The sequence below is a fragment of the Paractinoplanes rhizophilus genome, assembly GCF_042664765.1.
GTDB classification, from domain to species: Bacteria; Actinomycetota; Actinomycetes; order Mycobacteriales; family Micromonosporaceae; genus Actinoplanes; species Actinoplanes rhizophilus.
On record NZ_JBHTBJ010000011.1, the window covers coordinates 117,551 to 138,800 of the forward strand.

The 21,250-nt window shown below is 71.8% G+C and carries 21 protein-coding genes; 9 read left to right on the plus strand and 12 right to left on the minus strand.

Annotated elements, in window-relative coordinates:
• Positions 1–2 precede the first annotated feature (2 nt).
• Positions 3–1,127 (minus strand): DegT/DnrJ/EryC1/StrS family aminotransferase, encoded by a 1,125-nt coding sequence (locus ACFQS1_RS17560; RefSeq protein WP_378969321.1) that lies wholly within the window; start codon positions 1,125–1,127, stop codon positions 3–5.
• Positions 1,120–1,890, minus strand: coding sequence for a polysaccharide deacetylase family protein (locus ACFQS1_RS17565; protein ID WP_378969323.1), 771 nt, complete (start codon positions 1,888–1,890; stop codon positions 1,120–1,122). Before ACFQS1_RS17565 ends, ACFQS1_RS17560 begins: the two co-directional genes overlap by 8 nt.
• Positions 1,891–2,055: 165 nt before the next feature.
• On the opposite strand from ACFQS1_RS17565, the gene ACFQS1_RS17570 reads away from it, so the two are divergent.
• Positions 2,056–3,066 (plus strand): GNAT family N-acetyltransferase, encoded by a 1,011-nt coding sequence (locus ACFQS1_RS17570; RefSeq protein WP_378969325.1) that lies wholly within the window; start codon positions 2,056–2,058, stop codon positions 3,064–3,066.
• Between the two features lie 329 nt (positions 3,067–3,395).
• Here the strand turns inward: ACFQS1_RS17570 and ACFQS1_RS17575 are convergent, their stop codons facing one another.
• The 3 genes from ACFQS1_RS17575 to ACFQS1_RS17585 all read right to left on the minus strand — a co-directional run bounded on the left by ACFQS1_RS17575 (position 3,396) and on the right by ACFQS1_RS17585 (position 6,103).
• Positions 3,396–3,998 carry a DUF5317 family protein gene (locus ACFQS1_RS17575; protein WP_378969327.1) on the minus strand — a complete coding sequence of 201 codons (603 nt, stop codon included), beginning with the start codon at positions 3,996–3,998 and terminating at the stop codon, positions 3,396–3,398.
• A gap of 139 nt (positions 3,999–4,137) precedes the next feature.
• The gene (locus ACFQS1_RS17580; RefSeq protein ID WP_378969329.1) at positions 4,138–5,253 is read right to left on the minus strand and encodes a MerR family transcriptional regulator; all 1,116 of its coding nucleotides are present in this window, start codon (positions 5,251–5,253) and stop codon (positions 4,138–4,140) included.
• Between the two features lie 727 nt (positions 5,254–5,980).
• Positions 5,981–6,103, minus strand: coding sequence for a hypothetical protein (locus ACFQS1_RS17585; protein WP_378969330.1), 123 nt, complete (start codon positions 6,101–6,103; stop codon positions 5,981–5,983).
• A gap of 152 nt (positions 6,104–6,255) precedes the next feature.
• Here ACFQS1_RS17585 and ACFQS1_RS17590 point away from each other — a divergent pair, with 152 nt between their 5' ends.
• From ACFQS1_RS17590 to ACFQS1_RS17615, 6 genes are all read left to right on the plus strand, one after another.
• Positions 6,256–6,387: a hypothetical protein gene (locus tag ACFQS1_RS17590; protein WP_378969331.1), complete on the plus strand. Its 132-nt coding sequence runs from the start codon at positions 6,256–6,258 to the stop codon at positions 6,385–6,387.
• A gap of 105 nt (positions 6,388–6,492) precedes the next feature.
• Positions 6,493–8,727, plus strand: a complete 2,235-nt coding sequence (locus tag ACFQS1_RS17595; protein WP_378969333.1) for a glycoside hydrolase family 3 N-terminal domain-containing protein — start codon at positions 6,493–6,495, stop codon at positions 8,725–8,727.
• Positions 8,728–8,790: 63 nt separating this feature from the next.
• Positions 8,791–9,078 (plus strand): hypothetical protein, encoded by a 288-nt coding sequence (locus ACFQS1_RS17600; RefSeq protein ID WP_378969334.1) that lies wholly within the window; start codon positions 8,791–8,793, stop codon positions 9,076–9,078.
• Positions 9,075–10,475, plus strand: a complete 1,401-nt coding sequence (locus ACFQS1_RS17605; RefSeq protein ID WP_378969336.1) for a hypothetical protein — start codon at positions 9,075–9,077, stop codon at positions 10,473–10,475. Before ACFQS1_RS17600 ends, ACFQS1_RS17605 begins: the two co-directional genes overlap by 4 nt.
• Positions 10,459–11,016 carry a hypothetical protein gene (locus ACFQS1_RS17610; protein WP_378969338.1) on the plus strand — a complete coding sequence of 186 codons (558 nt, stop codon included), beginning with the start codon at positions 10,459–10,461 and terminating at the stop codon, positions 11,014–11,016. Before ACFQS1_RS17605 ends, ACFQS1_RS17610 begins: the two co-directional genes overlap by 17 nt.
• Positions 11,016–11,231: a hypothetical protein gene (locus ACFQS1_RS17615; protein ID WP_378969340.1), complete on the plus strand. Its 216-nt coding sequence runs from the start codon at positions 11,016–11,018 to the stop codon at positions 11,229–11,231. The genes ACFQS1_RS17610 and ACFQS1_RS17615 overlap by 1 nt, the downstream gene beginning before the upstream one ends.
• A gap of 652 nt (positions 11,232–11,883) precedes the next feature.
• Here the strand turns inward: ACFQS1_RS17615 and ACFQS1_RS17620 are convergent.
• Both ACFQS1_RS17620 and ACFQS1_RS17625 read right to left on the minus strand, forming a co-directional pair.
• Entirely contained in the window at positions 11,884–12,042 is a 159-nt protein-coding gene (locus ACFQS1_RS17620) for a hypothetical protein (protein ID WP_378969342.1), read from the minus strand.
• 353 nt (positions 12,043–12,395) lie between these two features.
• Positions 12,396–13,313 (minus strand): LysR family transcriptional regulator, encoded by a 918-nt coding sequence (locus ACFQS1_RS17625; RefSeq protein ID WP_378969344.1) that lies wholly within the window; start codon positions 13,311–13,313, stop codon positions 12,396–12,398.
• An 84-nt stretch (positions 13,314–13,397) separates the two neighbouring features.
• On the opposite strand from ACFQS1_RS17625, the gene ACFQS1_RS17630 reads away from it, so the two are divergent.
• Positions 13,398–13,745 (plus strand): DoxX family protein, encoded by a 348-nt coding sequence (locus tag ACFQS1_RS17630; protein WP_378969347.1) that lies wholly within the window; start codon positions 13,398–13,400, stop codon positions 13,743–13,745.
• A gap of 15 nt (positions 13,746–13,760) precedes the next feature.
• Here the strand turns inward: ACFQS1_RS17630 and ACFQS1_RS17635 are convergent, their stop codons facing one another.
• The 4 genes from ACFQS1_RS17635 to ACFQS1_RS17650 are packed head-to-tail and all read right to left on the minus strand — an operon-like array spanning position 13,761 to position 17,714.
• On the minus strand, positions 13,761–14,483 hold the full coding sequence (locus ACFQS1_RS17635) for an SDR family oxidoreductase (RefSeq protein WP_378969348.1): 723 nt from the start codon (positions 14,481–14,483) through the stop codon (positions 13,761–13,763).
• A complete protein-coding gene (locus tag ACFQS1_RS17640; RefSeq protein ID WP_378969349.1) occupies positions 14,480–15,946 on the minus strand; it encodes a DHA2 family efflux MFS transporter permease subunit in 1,467 nt (488 codons plus the stop codon). The genes ACFQS1_RS17635 and ACFQS1_RS17640 overlap by 4 nt, the downstream gene beginning before the upstream one ends.
• Positions 15,943–17,268, minus strand: coding sequence for a dihydrolipoyl dehydrogenase family protein (locus ACFQS1_RS17645; RefSeq protein ID WP_378969351.1), 1,326 nt, complete (start codon positions 17,266–17,268; stop codon positions 15,943–15,945). Before ACFQS1_RS17645 ends, ACFQS1_RS17640 begins: the two co-directional genes overlap by 4 nt.
• 2 nt (positions 17,269–17,270) lie before the next feature.
• Positions 17,271–17,714: a VOC family protein gene (locus ACFQS1_RS17650; RefSeq protein ID WP_378969353.1), complete on the minus strand. Its 444-nt coding sequence runs from the start codon at positions 17,712–17,714 to the stop codon at positions 17,271–17,273.
• A gap of 125 nt (positions 17,715–17,839) precedes the next feature.
• Between ACFQS1_RS17650 and ACFQS1_RS17655 the strand changes: the two genes are divergently transcribed.
• Entirely contained in the window at positions 17,840–18,424 is a 585-nt protein-coding gene (locus ACFQS1_RS17655; RefSeq protein WP_378969354.1) for a redoxin domain-containing protein, read from the plus strand.
• Between the two features lie 20 nt (positions 18,425–18,444).
• On the opposite strand, the gene ACFQS1_RS17660 is transcribed toward ACFQS1_RS17655, so the two are convergent.
• Positions 18,445–21,243, minus strand: coding sequence for a helix-turn-helix transcriptional regulator (locus ACFQS1_RS17660; RefSeq protein WP_417629328.1), 2,799 nt, complete (start codon positions 21,241–21,243; stop codon positions 18,445–18,447).
• Positions 21,244–21,250 lie beyond the last annotated feature (7 nt).

Consider the following 21,250-nt stretch of genomic DNA (forward strand, 5'->3'; position numbering starts at 1 on the left):
GCTCAGCCCTCTCGCACGGCGGTGACGACGCGTTCCCGGTCGCGCTCGGTGAGCGCCGAGCCGCTCGGCAGGCACAGCCCCCGGCGGAAGAGGTCGGCGCTGACCTCGCCGCCGCGCATCACGCAGTCCTGGAAGACCGGCTGCAGGTGCATCGGCTTCCAAGCGGGCCGGGCCTCGATGTTGTGCCGCGCCAGGCGCGCGAGCAGTTGGTCGCGGTCGGCGCCGAACTTCCGCGCGTCGACCAGCAGGCTGGTCAGCCACCAGTTCGGCGAGCCGTACGGCGCGACCGGCATGAACGTCAGGCCCGGCAGGTCGCCGAGCGCCTCGTGGTAATAGCGGGCGGTCTGGCGCCGGGCGGCGATCATCTCGGCGAGCCGCTGCACCTGGCCGCGGCCCACCGCGGCGAGCAGGTTGGACAGGCGGTAGTTGTAGCCGACCACCCGGTGCTCGTAGTGCGCGACCGGCTCGCGGGCCTGGGTGGCGAGGTGCCGGGCCGTGGTGGCCACCCGGCGGTCGTCGGTGAGCAGCATGCCGCCCCCGCCGGTCGTGATGATCTTGTTGCCGTTGAAGGAGAGCACGCCCGCGAGCCCGAAGGAGCCGGCCGGCTTGCCGCGGTAGGACGCCCCGAGCGCCTCGGCCGCGTCCTCGATGAGCGGCACGCCGTAGCGGTCGCAGGCGTCCAGCAGCGGCTGGTAGTCGGCGCATTGGCCGTACATGTCGACCGCGATCACCGCGCGGGGGAGCCGGCCGGTGCCGGCCCGCGCCCGCAGCTCCTGGGCCACCAGATCCGGGTCGACGTTCCAGCTCTGCGGGGTCGAGTCCAGGAAGACCGGGCGGGCGCCCAGATACATCACCGCGTTCGCGGTGGCGGCGAAGGTGAACGACGGGACCAGCACGGTGTCGCCCCGCCGCACCCCGGCCGCCACGAGCGCGAGGTGCAGGGCCGCGGTGCCGCTGGCCAGGGCCACCGCGTGCCGCACGCCGACCAGCTCGGCCACCTGCGTCTCGAACGCATCGAGGTCGGGGCCGACCGGCGCGACCCAGTTCGAGTCGAACGCCGCCAGCAGCAGCTTGCGCTCGACGTCGCTGACGTCGGGCGGCGACAGGAAGATGCGCGTGTCAGTCATGAACCCGCGTCCTGACGGCCGGCAGCGGCCAGGCCGCGTGCAGGCCCTGCCGGTGGATCCACATCGGCGAGTCGCCGACGCGCATGGCCGGCCGCGACGTCGTGGCGAAGCTGCGATAGCCGGACTCGCGCGCCGCGATCACCTCACGCCGTCCGACATCGACCGCGGGGTTTCCGTACGGAGCGGCGAAGTCCGTTATCTCCACGCCGAGCTCGTCCTCGAGGTGTTTCTTGGACCCGGCGATCTCCCGCCGGACGGTCTCGTCGTCGCAGTCGGCCAGCCGCGGGTGGGTGATCGTGTGCGAGCCGATGGTGTGCCCGGCGGCCAGCAGGTCGCGGCAGTCGGCCCAGGAGAGGTTGCCCGGCCGCCCGACCAGGCCGGTGGCGACGAAGAAGGTGGCCGGGACCCGTTGCTCGGCCAGGATCGGGGCGACCACGTCCCGCCAGCTCGCGTGGCCGTCGTCGAAGGAGAGGCAGAACGTCGGCCCGTCCAGCCGGCGCCGGCCGGTGAGCACCTCGAGCGCCGTGTCCCAGGCGACCAGCGGCCCGCGCTCGCGGAACGCGGCGAGGTGGCGGCGCAGTCCGGCCGCGTATTCCGGGAGCACGTCGTGGTAGAAGGGGAAGTACAGGCCCGCGGTGCTCGGCAGCCGTTTGCGCGCGCCGGCCGGGGCCAGGATCCGGCCCTGCAGCCGCGGCCGTTGCCGCAGCCGGCTGCGCAGCCCGAGCTCGTTCAGGCGTCGTTGGATCGGGGTCGGCGACCGCATGTTTCCAGGCTGACAAATGCGTGGCCGGTGGCGTCAGTAGCAATTGTCATATGGAATGCGAGGGAAACTCATCTTCAATTAATCGCGCCCGAACGGTCCTTGCGGAATGGCTCGCGGGCGGCGCATCCTCCAGCGGAGGCGCCATTCATTTCCCCGGGAGATCCGATGCTGGAGTTGCGACCGGCCGAGCCGTCCGCCGACCTGTGGCGCGACCGCGAGGCATACCCGGATCGCCTGCTCTTCCACACGCCGCAGTGGCTGCGCTTCGTCGCCGAGGCCCAGCATGCCGAGCCGGTCCTCGCCACCGTCCACGACGGCGCGACCCCGGTGGGTCACTTCACCGGCCTGGTCACCAGGCGCTTCGGCCTGCGCATCCTGGGCAGCCCGATGGCCGGCTGGACCACGTCGTACCTGGGCTTCAACCTGCGGCCCGCGGTCTCGCGCCGGGATGCCCTCGCCGCGCTCGCGCCCTTCGCCTTCGGCGAGATGGGGTGCGCCCACCTCGAGGTCCGCGACCGCTTCGCCCGCGAGCCGGATCTCCACGGCCTCGGCATGCGCTGGGCGTCCGCCCCGACCGCCGTGATCGATCTTTCCCCGCGCGAAGATCAATTGTTCGGCGCGATGGCGCCGGCCTGCCGCCGCAACATCCGCAAGGCGGCCCGCAGCGGCGTGACCATCGAGGAGGCCCACGACGATCCGTCATTCGCCGACGATTTCTACGCCCAGTTGCGCGACGTTTTCGCCAAACAAAATCTCGTGCCCACCTATTCGATCGACCGGGTCCGCCAGTTGATCCGCCATCTCGCCCCGTCCGGCGACATCCTGCTGCTGCGGGCCCGCGACCCGGACGGCCGCTGCATCGCCACGGCCGTCCTGCCGTGGTATCACCGCACGATGTACTTCTGGGGCGGGGCGTCCTACCGCCCCGATCAGCACCTGCGCCCCAACGAGGCGCTGATCTGGCACGCCCTGCGGTGGGCGCGGGATCGCGGCGTGACCGAGTTCGACTTCGTGGGCGGGAACGCCTACAAGCAGAAGTACGGCACGACCGAGGTGCCGGTGCCGTGGGCGCGCCGCTCCCGCTCGCCGCTGGTGGCCGGCCTGCGGGACGCGGCCAAGGAGGCGTTCGCGTTGCGGCAGCGCGCGGTGGCGCGCTTCGCCCGCTCGCCGGCGTAGCGCGCCTCGCGCGAGTCGCGGGTCAGCCCGTGCTGAGGTGCGGTGCGCCGACGGTGTAGAGCAACAGGGCCAGGCCGGCGATCGTGACGGCCGCCCACACCAGGCGCTGCCAGGACAACGTACGGGTCATCGCGGTTCTCCTTGTCGATCGAAGAGTCAGCCGGCGCTGAGGTGCGGGGCGCCGACGGTGTAGAGCAGCAGGGCCAGGCCGGCCACCGCGCTGGTGGCCGTGACCAGGCGCTGCCAGGTGAGCTTGACGTTCATGGGCTTTCTCCTTCTTCTTCTCTTTGTCAGACGGGCTTTAGACGGGCTTTGTCAGACGGGCTTTGTCAGACGGTGACGGGTGCCGCGGCCGGCGCGGGTGTCGCGTGGTCGCGGCGGCCTCGGCGCATCGCCAGCACGACCAGTGCGACCGTGCCGCCGCCGATCAGGACGTCGCCGGGACTCGCAATCTTGTCGACCAGCGGCACCGGAATGACGTCGCCGAGCGGCGCCAACCGGGTGCCGGCCGCGGCCGGCGCGTTCTTCGGGCCCTCGAGACCGGGTGCGCTGCCGACCGCATCGGCCGCCGCCGGGTCGTACGGCATCCGGCCGTTCAGCCCGATGACCAGGGCGTTCATGGCCGCGCCGAGGACGATCGCGGCGCCGGCCACGCGGATCGCGGCCGGCCAGTGGCGCAGGTTGACGGCCAGCCAGCCGAAAACGATCGCGAAGACCAGCGCGAGCATCGGAATGCCGGCCACGTCCTGGACGACGTGCCGCACACCGGGCGCGAAATACTGCGCGAACTGCACGGCCGCCGCGACCCAGACCAGCCAGAGCGCACGAATCCGCACGCTCCGGAACCCGGACAGGCGCCCGCCGCACAGATAGCCCACCAGCACCCCGGCAATCGGCGGCGTCACGATGAGCACGAAGAAACTGAACGACATGGCGCTTCTCCCCGGACGACTCGAAGATCAGACCCTAGCCTCGCCACTTTCCGTGCCACGATCGCCAACACGACATCCCCGCCCTCCGGACACAATGGACGCCCGGCGGTCCACGGCCAGTATCCTGCCTGGTCTCCTGTCAAGCGATGAGCAGGCGAAGGCCCAGTTCTGCCGCGTCGAGGGCGACGAGGTCACGGTTGCGCTCGGCCCATCGGCCGGCGGACAGGTCGTCGCGGAGCCGGTCGACTGCCCGCTGCTCGGCTTGCGGTCCGACCCTGGTCCACACCGATACCGCCCGGCGGACATGTTCATCCAGATACGCCTCGGGCCGGCGCCAATACGCCTCGAAGAAGCCGTCCGCGCAGTCCCACGGAATGAGCACCGGCTCCGCGCGGCCCGCGATCGCCCGGGTGAGGTCGGCCAGGGACGGCCACCCGACCAGAAGCTCGGCGAACTCCGGCAGGTAGTCGCGGGTGAGCCAGAACCGGTCGTGCCGGCCGGTGTTGCCGGCGTCGTAGGTCAGCACGACCACGCGGCGGGCCACCCGCTTCATCTCCCGCAGCCCGGCGACCGGGTCCGGCCAGTGATGGACGGTGCTGACCGCCATGGCGGCGTCGAACGACCGGTCGCCGAACGGCAGATTCGCGGCCGCGGCCGCGACGCACGGTGCGGCCTCCGCGGGACGTAGGGCCCGCATCACCGCCGACGGCTCCACCGCCGTGACGTCACGGTCCGGTGGTTCGTAGGAGCCGGTTCCCGCGCCGACGTTCAATACTGTCCGGGCGTCCCCGAGCGCGTCCCAGATGCGCGCGGCGATCCGGGGCTCGGTCCGCCGGGTGGCCGGGTAGGCCGATCCGATGGCGTCGTACAGCTGTGCGCCGAACATCTTCAGTTGCTCCTCCGGGCTGGTTCGCATTCCCTTTGCTCGGGCCTGTAGCTCCCCGTCGATGGCCGTCACCATGGCGGCGGCACGGTCGCGCTGTTCCAGCAGCAGACCCCGGAGCCGGCGCAGATGCGCGACCGTGTTGGTGGCCGGGTCGTCCACCAGATCCGCGATCTCCCGCAGCCCGAAGCCGAGCCGCCGGTAGGCAAGCACTTCCCGCAGCCGCTCCACGTCGCCGGCGGAGTAGGCCCGATATCCCGCGACGGTCCGGGCCGACGGCCGCAACAGGCCGATCTCGTCGTAGTGATGCAGCGTGCGGACGGTCACGCCGGCCAGCTCGGCCACACGTCCCACGGTCAGGTGCTCCTCCACGCCACCGACTATGTGGCATGACGCCACGTGAGGGACAAGCCCGGCGGCCGGCCGCATCAGAGGTGCCGAGCCGCTGGATGCCGCCGCCCGTTTGTGCGCCGATCAGCGGGATACCCGGCGCTTTCGGATGCCGTGAAACCAAATGCGGGCCGGCATGATCGAACAGTGGCCGGGCCGGGTCGGTCGGCGGGAAAATGGTTCATGCGGCAGCTGCAATTGTTCACCACGGCGCAATTGGCGACGATGCGCGACACGACGAAGCGTCGCAACTATTCCGATGAGGCCGAGAAATTCCGCCGGGAGCATCAGCGGCATCGCGTTTGGGGCATGACACAACGCCACGCGCGGAAACTGCGCTCCATTTATGGCCACATTCCGAGCGACGAGGAGTTGGCAGCCGGGTGGACCGACCGTGGCACGGCGGCCTCCGCGACCGGAACATCTGAGCAGGCGGACAGCCGTCCGACGGTGCCGCCGGAGCGGACGCCGAGCATGCCGGAGCAGATCGAGCCGGAGACCGTCGTCGCGGAACACATAGCGCCGGTGGGCGCGGCACAAGACCAGCCCGGGCACGATAGGGGGACCGGTGGTCCGGCCACCGAATCCGAGCCGACACTCGAAAAGGCGATTGTCGCGGTGACGCCGATCCGGAGCTTTCCGCCGAAAAACGCTTCAGGAGAGGGCCGGCCATTTATGGGGCGTCCCGCCGCGGCTCTCGCGACGTTCGTCAGAGACGTACGATCAGGCGGTCTCCGATGTGCTCGGCGGCCTCGCAGCTCAACCCTTCCAGTACCCCGGCGTCGTCGGCCATCTCGACGGCGAGCGCCTCGGTGCGGCGCAGGGCCGCCACGAGCTCCCGGACGAGCCGGCCGATGGGGGCCGACCGCCGGCTCGGCGAACATCAGGTGGCGGGCGACCGCGACGACCTCCTGCGGGGTGAGGTCATTGCGGGTACGCGGGGCGTTCTCCTGATAGACCGGCATCGTCTGGGCCGCCGGAGCGGTGATCTTCTACTTGCTCGGCGCCGCGCTCGGGATGGCCACCACCGGCGCCAGCCCGGTCACCCAGCCGATCGGCGCCGGCCTGATGGCCGTGGCCGGCGGTGCCATGACGTGGCAGGCGGCCCGCGATTGATCGAAGGTCGTCACTTGCTGTGGGAGCGCTCCCATGTAACGATGAGCTATTCGCTTGGTTCCCCACCGCCGAGGCGCCGCCCCCCGGGCAGAGCAGGACTGTCGCATGCATATTCGACCACTCGCCGCGTACGGCGTCGCGGCTGCCCTCATCGCCGGCATCGGGGCCGCAGGCGCCGCCCTGACCACGACGACGCCCGCGGCGGCCGCGGGACTGCCCTATCAGGACCCGGCACGGCCGGTTGCCGACCGGGTGACCGACCTGCTCGCCCGGATGAGCCTGGACGAGAAGGTCGGTCAGATGACCCAGGCGGAACGGGCTTCGGCGACGGCCGCCGACGTGACCACCTACCGCCTCGGGTCGCTGCTGTCCGGTGGCGGCTCGGCGCCCGCGCAGAACAACGCGGCGGGCTGGGCGGACATGTACGACGCCTTCCAGCGCGGCGCGATGGCCACGCCGCTGCAGATACCGATGATCTACGGGATCGACGCCGTGCACGGCGACAACAACGTGTACGGGTCGACGATCTTTCCGCACAACATCGGCCTGGGCGCCGCCCGCGATCCGGAGCTGGCGCAACAGATCGGCCGGGCCACCGCCGAGGAGGTCACCGGCGCGGGGCTGGACTGGACCTTCGCGCCCTGCCTGTGCGTCGCCCGCAACGACCGGTGGGGCCGCACCTACGAGTCGTTCGGTGAGAAACCCGAGATCGCCAGCGCGATGACCACGATCGTCACCGGGTTCCAGGGCAGCACGCTCGGCGGCCCGGCCTCGGTGCTGGCCACCGCGAAGCATTACCTCGGCGACGGCGGCACCACCAACGGCACCGACCAGGGCAATACGCAGATCAGCGAGAGCGAGCTGCGGGCCATCCACCTGCCGCCGTTCCAGGCGGCCGTGGACCGCGGCGTCGGCTCCGTCATGATCTCGTACAGCAGCTGGAACGGCGTCAAGTCGCACGGCAACAAGTACCTGATCACCGACCTGCTCAAGGGCGAGCTCGGGTTCACCGGCCTGGTCGTCTCCGACTGGGCGGGGATCGACCAGCTCGACGGGCGGAGCGGCTTCACCCAGGCCGAGGTGGTCCAGGCGATCAACGCCGGACTTGACATGATCATGGTGCCGAACGACTGGAAGACCTTCATCGGCTACCTGCGCGCGGCGGTGCAGGCCGGCCAGATACCGATGAGCCGCATCGACGACGCCAACCGCCGCATCCTGACCAAGAAGTTCGAGCTGGGGCTCTTCGAGCACCCGTACGCGGATCGCAGTTACGCCGCAACCGTCGGCAGTGCCGCCCACCGCACGCTGGCGCGCCAGGCCGTCCGCGAGTCGCAGGTTCTGCTGAAGAACAACGACGTGCTGCCGCTGGCCAAAACGGGCGGGAAAATTTTCGTGGCGGGCAAGAGCGCCGACGACATCGGCAACCAGAGCGGCGGCTGGACGCTCAGCTGGCAGGGCGCCAGCGGCAACACCGTGCCGGGCACGACCATCCTGCAAGGCATCCGCAACGCCGTGGGCGGTGGCACGACCGTCACCTACCAGCGCGATGGGAACGGCATCGACGGCAGCTATCGCGCCGCGATCGCGGTGGTCGGCGAGACGCCGTACGCCGAAGGCCAGGGCGACCGGCCCGGTTCGATGAGCCTGGACAGCACCGACCTGGCCACCATCAACCGGCTCCGCGCGGCCGGCGTCCCGGTGATCGTCGTCCTGGTCTCCGGGCGCCCCCTCGACATCGCCGCCGAGGTGCCCAACTGGAGCGCCCTGCTGGCGGCCTGGCTGCCCGGCACCGAGGGAGCCGGCGTCGCGGACGTCCTCTTCGGCGACTACGCGCCCACCGGCAAGCTGCCGGTGACGTGGATGCAATCGGCCGGCCAGCAGCCGATCAACGACGGTGACGGCAAGGCGGCGCTTTACCCGTACGGCTTCGGCCTGACCTATGCCGACGGACCCGGACCCGATCCCACGCCCAGCCCCTCCATCACCCCGACCCCCACGACGCCGCCGCCCAGCGGGTCGGCCGGCTGCCAGGTCGCCTGGACGACGAACGACTGGGGAACCGGCTTCTCCGCCAACGTCACCGTCACCAACACCGGCACCACCACCCTGAACCCCTGGTCGCTGCAGTGGACCTTCACCGCCGGACAATCCGTCATCCAAGGCTGGTCGGCCCGGATCACCCAGTCCGGCGCCGCGGTGACCGCCACCGGCGAAAGCTGGAACGCCAGTCTCCCGCCCGGGGCCTCGGCCACCTTCGGCTTCAACGCGACCCGTGGCTCGGCCAACCCCGCCCCGAGCTCCTTCACCCTCAACGGGACACCTTGCACGGTGCGCTGAGGTTGGTGGGCTTCCGGTATGGTGTCGGTCGATGACCGACTCCGGGGATGGTGGTCACGTACGGTGAGCGGCTTCGAGGTTCAGATCGGTCAGCTGCGGGGCGCGGCCGAGGCAGCGGGGTCGGCCGCGGATCAGGCTCGGACCGTGCACCCGGGCGCCGGCTTGGAGGCGATCGCGACCGCATTGCCGGGCGGGTCCGCGGCGGCCGGCGCGCCCGCGCTGGCGTCGGCGTTCGATGAGCGGGCGACGACGTGGGCCGGCGAGATCGACCGCTGGAGCCGATCGGTGAGCACGGCCGCGAAGGCGTACGCGGAAAGTGACGACGCCGCGAAGGCGGCGTTCGGGAAATGACTGTCGGCTACGACGACGTCCGCAAATGGGACGGTAAGGCGGTCGACACCGCGGCGACCGGGTTGCGCCGGCGGCAGGACCAGCTCATCGGGCTGCAGGACGAGCTGGACGATGCCCGGAGGTTGCCCGACTGGCACGGCCCGGCCGGGGAGAGCGCCCGCAGCTCGCTGGGAACGACGCGCAACAACGCCGAGGTGCTGGTCGCGGAGCTGGCCGCGGTCGAGCGCGCCTTGCAGAACGCGGCGGACGACGTCGACGCCTTGCGGAGCCGGGTCGCCAACAACGATTCCCTGGCCGGCACGTACCAGTTCCGGATCGCCGCCGACGGCTCCATCGTGGACGACAAGCCGGCCGATCCGCCGCCGAGGTCGCGGTTCGAGGCCGAGGACCGGGCCGAGGCCCAGCGGTACCGGGAAGGCATCAGGCAACAACTCGTACGGGAAACCACCGCGATCCTCACCACGGCGCGCAACATCGACGCCACGCTCGCCCGGGTGATGCAGCTCGCGCTGGACCGCAAGATCAGCGACCACGACGCGACCACGCTGGCGGATGCCGGCAAGGGCGGGGACCTCGACGCCCAGGTGGTCGACATGGAGCAGGCGCTGCGCGACGCCGGGTTGCTGACCGGACCACCCGTCGCCGGCCACTACCGGCAATGGCTGGAGAACGCCGTGCGCCGGGGCGTGCCGATCGACACGATCAAGAAGATGGTCGCCGACCATCACATCACGCCCGAGGACTTCGCGGTCCTCGACGGCATGGAGGAGATCCGCGAGGACGAGGACGGCGACGGGATCTTCAAGTCGTACTTCCTGATGCCGACCGGCATCAGCGGGGACGACGCCGCCAAGGCGGTGCGGATGACCTACATCTTGAACGCGGGCACCGACTACGGCACCGAAGGGGAGACGACCGACTTCGCACCGACGCCGTACGGATCCGAGGAACTGCAGCGGATCATCGACCGGCAGCGGGACAACTCCTGGAGCTACGACGAAGATGTCGGGTTCGTGCACGGCAACGGCGGGCGCTTGGTGACCACCCCGAACGGCATGATGATGGGCCTGGGCGGCAATCTCGTCCAGGACCAGTTCAGTCAGCAGGGCGGCACGACGTGGGGCGACACGTTCATGCTGAACATCGACGACCCGCAGGATCCGGCGCAACAACTGCGGGACGTGGTCACCTCGGGACACGCGTGGTACGAGGGCGATGACGGCCCGTACCAGGGATCTCTCGACACCGACCGGCTCCTGCACCACGAGGAGCGCCACTCCCAGCAGTGGGCACGCGAGGGCTATACAAAATTCCTTGCCTCGTACGCGTGGGAGAAGATCACCGGCGGCAACCAGACCGAGGAAGACGCGGGCCTGTCCGATGGCGGATATCACTAGGCGGCTGCGTATCGCCTGCGCCGCCGTGCTGGTGGCGACGGCGATCGCAGCCTGCGACACCAAGTCGCAGTTCGAGCCGTCGCTGCCGGTGGCGGCGGGGTTCCGCGTGGACGACGGCGTGCTGAAGCTGTGGACGGGCACCCCGTGCTCCGGCGTCATCCGCCTGACCTTGATCTTCGACACCGGCACCGCGCAGAGTACGAAGCAGGTGTGGACCGCCCCGCAGCCCGGGGTGACGCTGGAGCGCATGGACCTGCTCAGCACCACCCCGGGATCCACCCCGGACACCGGCGGGCCACTGCAGGTCCAGCAGCCGCTGCCCGCGGACTACGACTGGACCAAGGCCGCCGCGGTCAACCTCGCCGTCGACGGCCCCCAGGCCAACGGCGCCCGGGCCGACATTCCCCAGATCCTGCGCGAGTCGGCCGACCACCCGTCCGGAAGCTATCTGTTCGGCCGGCGCGGCTGGATGGATCCTTCGGACGTCCAACGGGAAAACGGGAAGTCGTTCCTGACTATCTGCACCCCCGACCCGAACTGATGGCGGCGCTCCGCCGCCTCGTGCTCGCCGCGTTCGCCGGCACCGCCGCCGTGATCGTCCTGCTCGTCGGCGTGGCGGCGCTCAGCGCCATCGGATGGACCTCCGACCCGCACGGCTACGCCGTATTCGCCGGGGTCCTGTTCGCGGCCGTTCTGACACCGATCGCGGTCGGGCTGTGGCTGCTGTACCAATCAATGCGACGACGCGGCATCTGACACACCACGCCACACCCGCGTCAGAAACGGACGTCACGGAGCTCGGTGCCGGGTCGTCAACATCGGCACACGGCACACGTCTGGCATGGCATCCCCGCATCGGCGCGAGCGGGCGTAGGCCGAGGCGGCTGTCGTCGATCCGTAGCTTCGGGGTGGCAGCCCGACCAGCCAGGGCCGACTTTCCCACTGAACCACGACGAAGCGATGTACTGACAGCGTTCCGGAGCCGAGCTTTGTCTGCGGCATGACAGGGCATGCTTCTGTCTGTTTGTTCATCAATTAGTTGGATGCCCCGGTGTCTTCGGATTCCGTGAAAATAATCGCCCGCTGGGATGATCGAAAAGTGGCCGGGCCGGGTCGGTCCGCGGGAAAATGGTTTATGCGGCAGCTGCAGTTGTTCACCACGGCGCAATTGGCGACGATGCGCGACACGACGAAGCGTCGCAACTATTCCGCGGAGGCCGAGGAATTTCGCCGGGAACATCAGCGGCATCGCGTTTGGGGAATGACGCAACGCCACGCGCGGAAGCTGCGCTCGATTTACGGCCACATGCCGAGCGACGAGGAATTGATGGCCGGGTGGCACGACGGAGGCTCAGCGGCGTCCGCGTGCGGAACGTCCGAGCAGGCACACAGCCGGCCGGAAGTACGGTCAGAGTCGACGCCCAGCATGCCGGAGCAGACCGTGCCGGAGCAGGTTGAGCCGGAGCGGGTCGAGCCGGAGCGGGTCGAGCCAGAGCAGGTCGAGCCGGCGACCGCCGTCGCGGAACGGGGCGCGATGGTGGGCGCGGCGGGATGCCGGCCTGAGCACAGCACCGCGGCCAGTGGCCGAGCCGATGAATCCGGGTCGGCGCTCGAAGAGGCGGTTGCCGCGGCGGCGCCGGTCCGGCGTGCCCCCGGCGAGAACGCGCCGCAACTGGTTTCGGGAAAGGGTCGGCCATGGCGGAGACGACGCCGTGCGCCCTGGTGGAAAGCCGCTCAAGAGTGGCGAGCGCCCCCGACAATGATTTTCCGCAGGCGATCAAGAGAGCCGCTGTCGCCTGTTGTGACGGGAAACGGCGGCGGATCCCTGTGCGACGGCTCACGAGGCCGAACGCGATCAGTGCGAGCGCCGACCGGCCGGCGCGATTGCCCGCATGGCTCGCACGCTGGGTCAGGATGCGCTCAGGATGCGGCCGGCGGTTGTTCTGGCCTGTTGGCCAGGCAGCAGCGGACGAAATCCTGAACCACCGGGTCGTTGTCGGCGGCCGGTGGCCAGGCGACGCCTACCCGGCTGGGGCTGACGCCGGTGACGGGCCGGTAAACGATGTCGGGGCGGGCGTAATAGCGGGTCGCTGACTCCGGGGCGAAGGCTACGCCGTAGCCGCTGGCGATCGCCGTCAGCCAGTCGTCCGGCCGGCCGCTCTCGGTGACCGCGCCGATGTGGACCGGGTGTCCTTCCCGTTCGTCGGTGGCCAGCCACCAGTCGCGCCACCAGCCGGTCTCGGCGGGGGCCGCGACGAACGGCTCGTCCCACAGGTCTCGCAGGCGGATGTGGTCGCGGCCGGCCAGCGGGTGGGCGACCGGCAGGGCCACCCAGCGGGGCTCGGCGAACAGCACCCGGACGCGCAGGCGCTCCTGGTCGGGGAAGGGCAGCCGCAACAGGGCGACATCCGCGTCGCCGTCATTCAGCCCGGCGGTCGGGTCGGTCCAGGCCGCGGCACGCATCTCCACCCGCCAGCCGGGGCGGCGGCCGGTGAAGCCGGAGATGATCTGCTGGGTCGCCTCGTTGGCGGCTCCGGCCAGGTAGCCCACCCGCAGCACCTGAGCCGCGCGGCTGGCGGCGCTCTTGGCGTCCCGCAGCGCGAGGTCGAGCCCCGCCAGGATCGCCGGCACCCGGGCGGCGAGGGCCTGGCCGGCCGGGGTGAGTGTCATCCCGGACCGGGAGCGGGTGAAAAGCCGCAAGGCCAGCCGGCTCTCCAGTTGCTTGATCTGCTTGGTCAGCGCGGGCTGCGACACGAACAGCCGTTCCGCCGCGCGGGTGAGGTTGCCTTCCTCGGCAACGGCGGCGAAGTAGCGCAACAACCGCGTGTCGACATCCATGCCATCAGGTTATGGATCCATGTATTGGACGGGGAACCGGCGTCCCGACCAGGCTCGAAAGAGCAACGGGGAAGGGAGAGGACAGTGTTCGTCGCCTACGTGATCGTCACTACCGTCACGATCGTGGCCAACGCCGGGGCCGCGGCCGCCGACCTCCGGCACGCCAAGTTCGTCCTCGCGAACATGGACGAGGTGGGCGTGCCGCGCTCCTGGCTGACGCCGCTCGGGCTGCTCAAGGCGGCCGGCGCGGCCGGGCTGCTCCTCGGGATCCTGGGAGTGCGGCCCCTCGGGGTCGCGGCCGCCGCCGGGCTGGTCCTGTTCTTCGCCGGCGCTCTCGTCACCCACGTCCGGGCCCGCGTCTTCTACAACATCGCGTTCCCCGGAGCCTTCTTCGCGCTGGCGATCGCCTCCCTGGCCCTCGCCGCCGCGTGACCGCCACGGGCGAGCTCAGCCCTTCGGCACGAACTGCTGGCCGCCGTCGATGTCGTAGGTGGCGCCGGTCAGCGCGGTATTGGTCATCAGATGCACGGCCAGCGCCGCGACGTCGGCCGGACCGACCACCCGCCCGATCGGCAACTTGTCGCGAAGTTGCTGCCGCCGTTGCTCCAGGTCGTCGCCGAGCAGCCGGGCCGACAGCGGCGTGTCCACGAACCCCGCCGCGATCAGGTTGACCCGGATCGGCGCGATCTCCAGCGCCAGCCCGGCGATCAGCGACGGCTGCGCGTTCGTCATCGCCGACGTGACGATCAGCCCGGGCGCCACCTGCCGGGCGCCGGTGCCGCCGATGAAGGTCAGCGACCCGCGCACCTTTCCGATCGCCGCCCGCGCGATGTAGAGCGGAAAGGTCAGCTCCATGCCGATGTGCTCGCGCGCCTCCTCGAGGTCGAGATCCTTGAGCAGGCCGTAGTAGGGCCCGCCCGCCGTCACGAAGACGTGATCGATCGGCCCGGGAAAACTTTCGAAAAAGCTTTGCATCGGTACGGGGTCGGTAGCGTCGAACGCCGCGGTGCGCAGCGCGTCCACGTCCGCCGCGGCCTCCTTGAGCCGATCGGCGTCGCGTCCGGTGATCACCACCTCGGCGCCCTCGGCGCGGGCCAGCCGGGCGGTCTCCAGGCCCATCCCGGCGCTGCCGCCGAGCACGACCACGGTCTGTCCGTCGAGTTTGCTCATTGCCTCACTCCCAGGGAGGTGGTGGTGGGAAGCGCGCAGCCGTGGTGCGGCGCGGGCGCGGGAATCGGGGGCGCCGCGGCGACGGCCCGGCGGTCGCTCACGAACACCGCGGTGACCAGGGCGGAGAGCGCGCAGACCACCGCGAGCACCAGCATGGCCGGGCGGAAACCGTCGACGAGGGCGTTCCCGAGGTCCCCGCTCCCGGCGCCGACCAGCAGCGGGACGGCCGCGACGGCGAGGACCGCGCCGACCCGGGAGGCGGCGTCGTTGACGGCCGAGGCCTCGCCCAGGTCGGCGTCGTCCACCGCGGCCAGCACGGCGGCGGTCAGCGGGGTCACCGCCAGGCCGAGGCCGAGGCCCTGCAACAGGATCCCGGGAAGGAGGGCGGCGGCGTACGAGTCTCCGGCCCGGGCGGCGGAGAGCCACGCGAAACCGGCGCCGACCAGCAGGATCCCGGCGACCATCAGCCAGCGCGGCCCGATCCGCGGCACCAGGGCGCCGGCCAGCGGCGACAGCGCCAGGAAGAGCACCGAGTTGGGGATCGCCACCGCGCCGGCCTGGGCGGCCGAGTAGCCGAGCACCAGTTGGCATTGCAGGACCAGCAGATATCCGCCGGCCGCGAGCGCGCCGTAGAACAGCACGGTGGTCGCGTTGATCGCGTCGAACTGGCGGGACTTGAACAGCGACAGCCGCAGCATCGGCGCTCGCACCCGCCGCTCGACCGGGGTGAGCGCGACCAGCGCGGCCACCCCCACGATCCCGGCGGCCAGCACCAGCGTGTCGGCCCAGCCCGAGGACGCGCCGCGGGTGAGCGCGAAGATCACGCCGCCGATGCCGAGGACCGCCAGGATCGCGCCGGCCGCGTCGAGCGAGAGCGGCCGGGGCTCGTCGGACGTCTCCGGCACCCAGCGCAGCGCCAGCAGGGCCAGCAGGATCAGCGGCACGTTCAGCAGGAAGATCCAGCGCCAGCCGGCGTGGTCGACCAGCCAGCCGCCGGCGTACGGGCCGACCGTGGTGCCGATCGTGGCCAGCCCGGCCCACAGCCCGATGCCGCGGGCCCGGTCGTCGACCCGCAGCGTGCCGTTGAGCAGGGCCAGGCTGGTCGGCACCACCATGGCGGCGCCCGCGCCCTGCAGCACCCGGGCCGCGATGAGCACCCCGATCGTCGGCGCCACCGCGCAGAGCACCGACGAGCCGAGCATCGCCAGCAGGCCGATGATCAGGATCCGCCGGCGGCCGAAGTGGTCGGCCAGCGCCCCGGACAGCAGCAGCAGCGCCGCCACGGTCAGCAGATATCCGGTCAGCACCCACTGCAGGCCGGCCACCCCAGCGCCGAGGTCGCGGCCGATCGCCGGCACCGCGACGTTGACCACGTTCGCGTCGAGAAAGCCGACCATCGACGCCAGGACGGTCGCGGCGATCAGCGCCTCGCCGACCCGGCTGCGCAACGGCGTCGTGGTCATTTGATGTCCGCTCGCAGCGCCTTGAGGGCTCCGACAAAGATCTCGGCGAACGTGGGGAACGGCTGGATGGTGTCGCGGAGCACGTCGACCGGCACGTGCGCCCGGATCGCGACGGTGGCCTGCTGCAGCCATTCACCGGCCTCCGGCCCGAACGCGTACGCCCCGACGAGCCGCTCGCCGTCGCTGAGCAGCGTGAGGAAGCCGTTCGACCGGGCGTACTCCCGGGTGTAGGTCTCGGTCTTGGCGATCTCGTTGAGCCGGGCCGTGCCGCGGAACCGCGCCTCGGTCGCGCCCACCGCCGCGGCCTGCGGGTCGGTGTAGACCACCCGGGGCACGGCCTCGTAGTTCGCCTCGCGCACCTCGCCGAGGATGTTCGACGCGACCACCTCGCCCTGGTATTTGCCCACGTGGGTGAGCAGGAACTTCCCGGTGGCGTCGCCGACCACCCAGAGGTTCTCGGCGGCGCGCAGCCGCGCGTCGTGCGGGATGCCGTGGGGCCCGCCCTGGATCCCGACCGTCTCCAGGCCCAGGTCGTCGATGCGGATCTTGCGGCCGGTCGCGGCCAGGAGGCGGTCGCCCCGCAGCTCGCGGCCGTCGTCGAGGACGAGCACGTAGTCGTCGCCGGCCCGGCGCGCGGCGGTCGCCCGTACGCCGAGAACGATCTCGATGCCGTCTCGCCGCAGCACCTCGGCCAGCGCCTCGCCCAGCGCCGCCGGCTCGCGATCGAGCAGCCGCGGGCCGTGCTGCACGACCACGACCTCGCCGCCCAGGCGCCGTACCGCCTGGGCCAGCTCGACCCCGACCGGACCGCCGCCGAGCACCAGCAGCCGCCGCGGCACCTCGGTCATCGAGGTGGCCTCCCGGTTGGTCCAGACGCCCTCGAGCTCGGCCAGGCCCGGCACCGGCGGGATCGCCGGGTCGGAGCCGGTCGACAGCACCACGTGCTCGGCCGTGTAGCGGACGCCGTCCACCTCGACCGCACCCGGACCGGCGAGCCGGCCGTGCCCGCGGATCAGGTCGACGTTGTTGGCGGTCAGCCAGCGCACGGCGCCCGCGTCGGTGTGGTCGGACACCATGAAGTCACGCCAGGCCAGCGTGGCCGCGACGTCGACCTCGGCGGTGGCCGCCGCCTCGCGGGCCTCGTGCACCGCCTCGCCCGGCCGCAGCAGGGTCTTGGACGGGATGCAGGCGTAGTACGAGCACTCGCCGCCGACCAGACGCTGCTCGACGACGGCGACCCGCAGGCCGCCGTCGACGAGCTCACCGACGCAGTGCTCGCCGGGCGCTCCGGCGCCCAGCACGATCACGTCGTAGTCGGGCATGCTCAGCGTCCCGGGAGTCGCGTGGTGATCTCCTGCAGGATCCAGCCGTTGCCGTCCGGGTCGCTGAACGAGGCGAACGACGAATAGCTTCGGCGCTCCGGGTCGGGGCCGGCGACCCGGCCGTCGGCGCCGGCGTGGTGGAAGACGCCGCCCGCGTCGTGGAACACCTCGCTGACGTCGACCCCCTGGCCGGCCAGCTCCGCGCGGGCCGCCACCACGTCCTCCACCACCAGGTGCAGGCCCTGCGAACTGCCCGGCGAGGCGTTGCTGAGGCCGCTGCCGAAGATCACCGAGGCCGGTGAGCCGGGCGGGGTCAGCTGAATGACGCGAAACTTCTCGTCGGTCGCGAAGTCGGCGTCCAGCCGCCAGCCGAGGCCCGTGTAGAACTCCTTGGCCCGGTCGACGTCGGCGACGGGGATGACGATGACTTCGAGTTTGTAGTCCATCTCTCAGAGCACCTTCTTCTGCGCTGTGGTTGCCTGCGAGACGACGCTCCCATGCACGGGCCCGGCTTCGCCCCAGGGTTGAACCCTGGTTCGATGCCCGGGCCCGGGGCGCGACAGTGGATCTCATGCGATCCGACATCGTTCCCGGCGGGATCTTTCCCGACTACGAGCTGCCCGACCACACCGGCGAGCCGCGCCGGCTCAGCGACCTGCAGGGCCGCGACCCGATGATCCTCACCCTGGCCCGCGGCCACTTCTGCCCGAAGGAGCACCAGCAGCACCTGGCGCTGGCCGCCTTCCATCCCAAGATCGCCGTGGCGTACACCCAGATCGTCACCATCGCCACCGACGACCACCACACCATCCAGGAGTTCCGCGCCTCGGTCGGGGCGCAGTGGCCGTTCCTGTCCGACCCGGGCCGGATCGTGCAGCGGGACCTGGACATCCAGGAGTACACCGACCCGGACAACGATCCGATGATCCCGCACACCCTGGTGCTCAAGCCCGGGCTGGTCGTGCACACGATCTACAACGGGTACTGGTTCTGGGGCCGGCCTTCGGTCGACGATCTGTGGCTGGATCTGCGGGCGGCGACCCGGGAGATCCGGCCCGACTGGGACCTGGCGAAACCGGGGCTGCGCGAGGCGTGGGAGGCCGGCGACCGGTCGCTCTTCCACGGGTACGACCGGAAGGTGGGCCCGATGTCGTGATCGGGCCGCCGACACCGGGCTCACTTGAGGAAGGCGCCGCGTAGCTGGCGCCGCGAGCTGATGCCGAGCTTGCCGAAGATCTTGCGCAGGTGCCATTCGACGGTACGCGGGCTGATGAACAGCTGGGCGCCGATCTCCTGGTTGGAGAGCCCCTCGCGGGCGAGCCGGGCGATCTGCGCCTCCTGCGCGGTGAGGTCGTTGGTGGCCTCAGCATTGCGCTTGCGCACGTTCGCCCCGGTGGCGGCCAGCTCCCGGCGGGCCCGCTCGGCGAAGCCGTCCGCGCCCATCGCCTGCAGCATCTCGAGCGCCCGGGCCAGCTCGGCGCGCGCGTCCACCCGCCGGCCCGCGCGGCGCAGCCACTCGCCGTACAGCAGATGGGCGCGGGCGTCCTCGGCCCGCAACCGGGTCCGCCGGAGCCGCTCGATCGCCTCCCGGAACAGGTCCTCGGCGTCCTGGCCCTCGCTCAGCAGCGCCCGCGAGCGCGCCTCGATGCCGAGCGCCCAGTCGCTGCCGCTGGCCTTGGCGCGGGCGGTGAGCCGGTCGAGCGCGTCGGCGGCCACGTCCGGGCGGCCCTGCCGCACGGCCGCCTCCACCAGCTCGGGCAGGCCCCAGTTCTGGGCGGCCAGGTCGCGGAGGTTCTCGGTCGCGCGGAGGGCCGCCTCCATCCCTTCGTCGTACTGGCCGAGACCGTTGCGCAGGACGGCGTGCGCGTAGTGGGCGACCCCGACGGCGATGCCCTCGCCACGGGCGTGCGCGTCCCGCAGGCCGTTCTCGATCAGCTCGACCGCGTCGCCGGTCGCGCGCCAGGCCGCTACCAGTAGGGAGCCGTTCGGCTCGACCGAATTGCCGGTCGCCTCCAGCGCCGAGCGGGCCTCGGCGATGAGGGCGGTGGCGGCCCGCAGGTCGCCGCGGAACGCGCACACGTGGATCTGCGAGCCGAGCGCCATCGGCAGGTCGCTGAGCGCGCCGGTGTCCCGGGCGATCCGCAGGTTGCGATCGGCGAGCTCGCACCAGTCCTCGTCGTCCCACAGCTCCAGGGCCAGCACCACGCCCTGCCACAGCCAGCGCAGCCGGACGTCGCCGCCGCGCAGCGCGGCCAGCGCCTCCCGGCCCAGTGGCACCGCAGTGGCGTAGTCGTCGGCGAGCGCGGCGAACGCCTCCAGCAGGAGGTCGTCGGCGGTGGGCGCGGCGTGCGACGGGCGGGGCGCGGCGCGGGCCGCCCGGGACACCTCGGCGGTCAGCGCGCCGTCGTTGAGGCGGCCGCCGAACATCGCCGCGAGCAGCGCGTCGAGATAGGTCTGGCGAGCCGCCCCGAGGTCCACCGGCTGCAGGCGGCGGGCCGCGGCCAGCAGCAGCGGCGTCGCCTCCCGGCCCTTGCTGGAGGCGAACGCCAGCTGCGCCCGGACCAGGTCGATCATGGCGCGTTGCCGCTCGTCGAGCGGGCCACCCGGGGCGACGGCGAGCATGGCCCGCGCGGCGTCGTAGGCGCCGGCCCGCACGTTGGCGAACGCGGCGTCCAGCGCCCGGCGCAGCCGCTCCGCCCGGGCCGGGGTCAGCTCGGTGGCCCGGGTGAGGAACGCGGCGGCCGCGGCCAGCCCGCCCCGCGACTGCGCCCGGCCGGCCGACCGCTCCAGCTCGGCGGCCACCTCCTCGTCGAGGCCGGCGGTGGCGTGCGCGCGGTGCCAGGCGCGCCGGTCGGGGTCGGCGTCGGCGTCGGTCGCCGCGGCCAGGGCGTGGTGCACCCGGTGGCGGTCGGCGGCCGGGGCGGTGCGATAGGCGGCCGAGCGGACCAGCGGATGGGCGAACTCGACGCGGCCGTGCATTTGGAGCAGCCCGTCGTCGACGGCCGGGGCGACGGCGGCGATCTCGACACCGAGGGTTCCGGCGGCGCGGTGCAGCAGGAGCGGATCGCCGAGCGGCTCGGCCGCGGCGGCGAGCACGAGCAGTCTGGTGTCGGCCGGGAGCCGGGCGAGACGGCGTACGAAACTTTGTTCTATCCTTCCGGCGACCTGATGGCCGGCCGGCAAGCCGAACCCACCCGCCAGATCCGCCGCCGACCACGTGCGCGGGAGCTCGAGCAGCGCCAGCGGGTTGCCGTGGCTCTCGGTCACGATCTGGTCGGCCACCGCCGCGTCCAGCGGCCCGTGCACCCCCGCGAGCAGCAGCCGCCGCGCCTCGCCCTCGTCGAGCCCGCCGATCGCCAGCTCCGGCAGGCCGGGCAGGAAGTCGTCGCCCAGGCCGACGCGCGCCGCGCAGACCAGCGCCACCCGGTCGGCCAGCAGCCGGCGCGCGACGAACGCGAGCACCTGCGCGGACTGCCGGTCGAGCCACTGGGCGTCGTCGACCACGCAGGCCAGCGGCGCCTCCTCGGCCGCCTCGGCGAGCAGCGTGAGCGTGGCCAGGCCGACCATCAGCCGGTCCGGCGGCGGGCCCGCGGCCAGCCCGAACACGGTGGCGAGCGCGTCGCGCTGCGGCCCCGGCAGCTTGCCGAGGAGGCCGAGCAGCGGCGCGCAGAGCTGCTGAAGCCCGCTGTAGGCCAGCTCCATCTCGGACTCGACGCCGATCGCCGCGGCGATCCGCCAGCCCGTCAGGTGGTCGGTCAGGTGCCGGAGCAGCGCGGTCTTGCCGGCGCCCGCGTCGCCGCGCAGCACCAGGACGCGGCTGTCCCCGCCGGCCACCTGTTCGGCCAGCCGGTCCAGCACGGCGCACTCCCGCGCACGACCGAGCAAACCCATACCGCCCCCAGGTGCGATTCTTGCGTCTCGCGGGGGCGCGCGGGGATTCCACTTGTGTGTGCTGGCGCACGCCTGCTTTCGCATTGCAGTC

Excerpts from the sequence above, each read along its gene's own strand:
- ACFQS1_RS17565 (WP_378969323.1), bottom strand. The coding sequence starts at position 1,890 with ATGCGGTCGCCGACCCCGATCCAACGACGCCTGAACGAGCTCGGGCTG.
- ACFQS1_RS17605 (WP_378969336.1), top strand. The coding sequence starts at position 9,075 with ATGACTGTCGGCTACGACGACGTCCGCAAATGGGACGGTAAGGCGGTC.
- ACFQS1_RS17640 (WP_378969349.1), bottom strand. The coding sequence starts at position 15,946 with ATGACCACGACGCCGTTGCGCAGCCGGGTCGGCGAGGCGCTGATCGCC.
- ACFQS1_RS17645 (WP_378969351.1), bottom strand. The coding sequence starts at position 17,268 with ATGCCCGACTACGACGTGATCGTGCTGGGCGCCGGAGCGCCCGGCGAG.
- ACFQS1_RS17635 (WP_378969348.1), bottom strand. The coding sequence starts at position 14,483 with ATGAGCAAACTCGACGGACAGACCGTGGTCGTGCTCGGCGGCAGCGCC.
- ACFQS1_RS17625 (WP_378969344.1), bottom strand. The coding sequence starts at position 13,313 with ATGGATGTCGACACGCGGTTGTTGCGCTACTTCGCCGCCGTTGCCGAG.
- ACFQS1_RS17560 (WP_378969321.1), bottom strand. The coding sequence starts at position 1,127 with ATGACTGACACGCGCATCTTCCTGTCGCCGCCCGACGTCAGCGACGTC.
- ACFQS1_RS17660 (WP_417629328.1), bottom strand. The coding sequence starts at position 21,243 with ATGCGAAAGCAGGCGTGCGCCAGCACACACAAGTGGAATCCCCGCGCG.
- ACFQS1_RS17610 (WP_378969338.1), top strand. The coding sequence starts at position 10,459 with ATGGCGGATATCACTAGGCGGCTGCGTATCGCCTGCGCCGCCGTGCTG.
- ACFQS1_RS17655 (WP_378969354.1), top strand. The coding sequence starts at position 17,840 with ATGCGATCCGACATCGTTCCCGGCGGGATCTTTCCCGACTACGAGCTG.
- ACFQS1_RS17650 (WP_378969353.1), bottom strand. The coding sequence starts at position 17,714 with ATGGACTACAAACTCGAAGTCATCGTCATCCCCGTCGCCGACGTCGAC.
- ACFQS1_RS17575 (WP_378969327.1), bottom strand. The coding sequence starts at position 3,998 with ATGTCGTTCAGTTTCTTCGTGCTCATCGTGACGCCGCCGATTGCCGGG.
- ACFQS1_RS17570 (WP_378969325.1), top strand. The coding sequence starts at position 2,056 with ATGCTGGAGTTGCGACCGGCCGAGCCGTCCGCCGACCTGTGGCGCGAC.
- ACFQS1_RS17595 (WP_378969333.1), top strand. The coding sequence starts at position 6,493 with ATGCATATTCGACCACTCGCCGCGTACGGCGTCGCGGCTGCCCTCATC.
- ACFQS1_RS17615 (WP_378969340.1), top strand. The coding sequence starts at position 11,016 with ATGGCGGCGCTCCGCCGCCTCGTGCTCGCCGCGTTCGCCGGCACCGCC.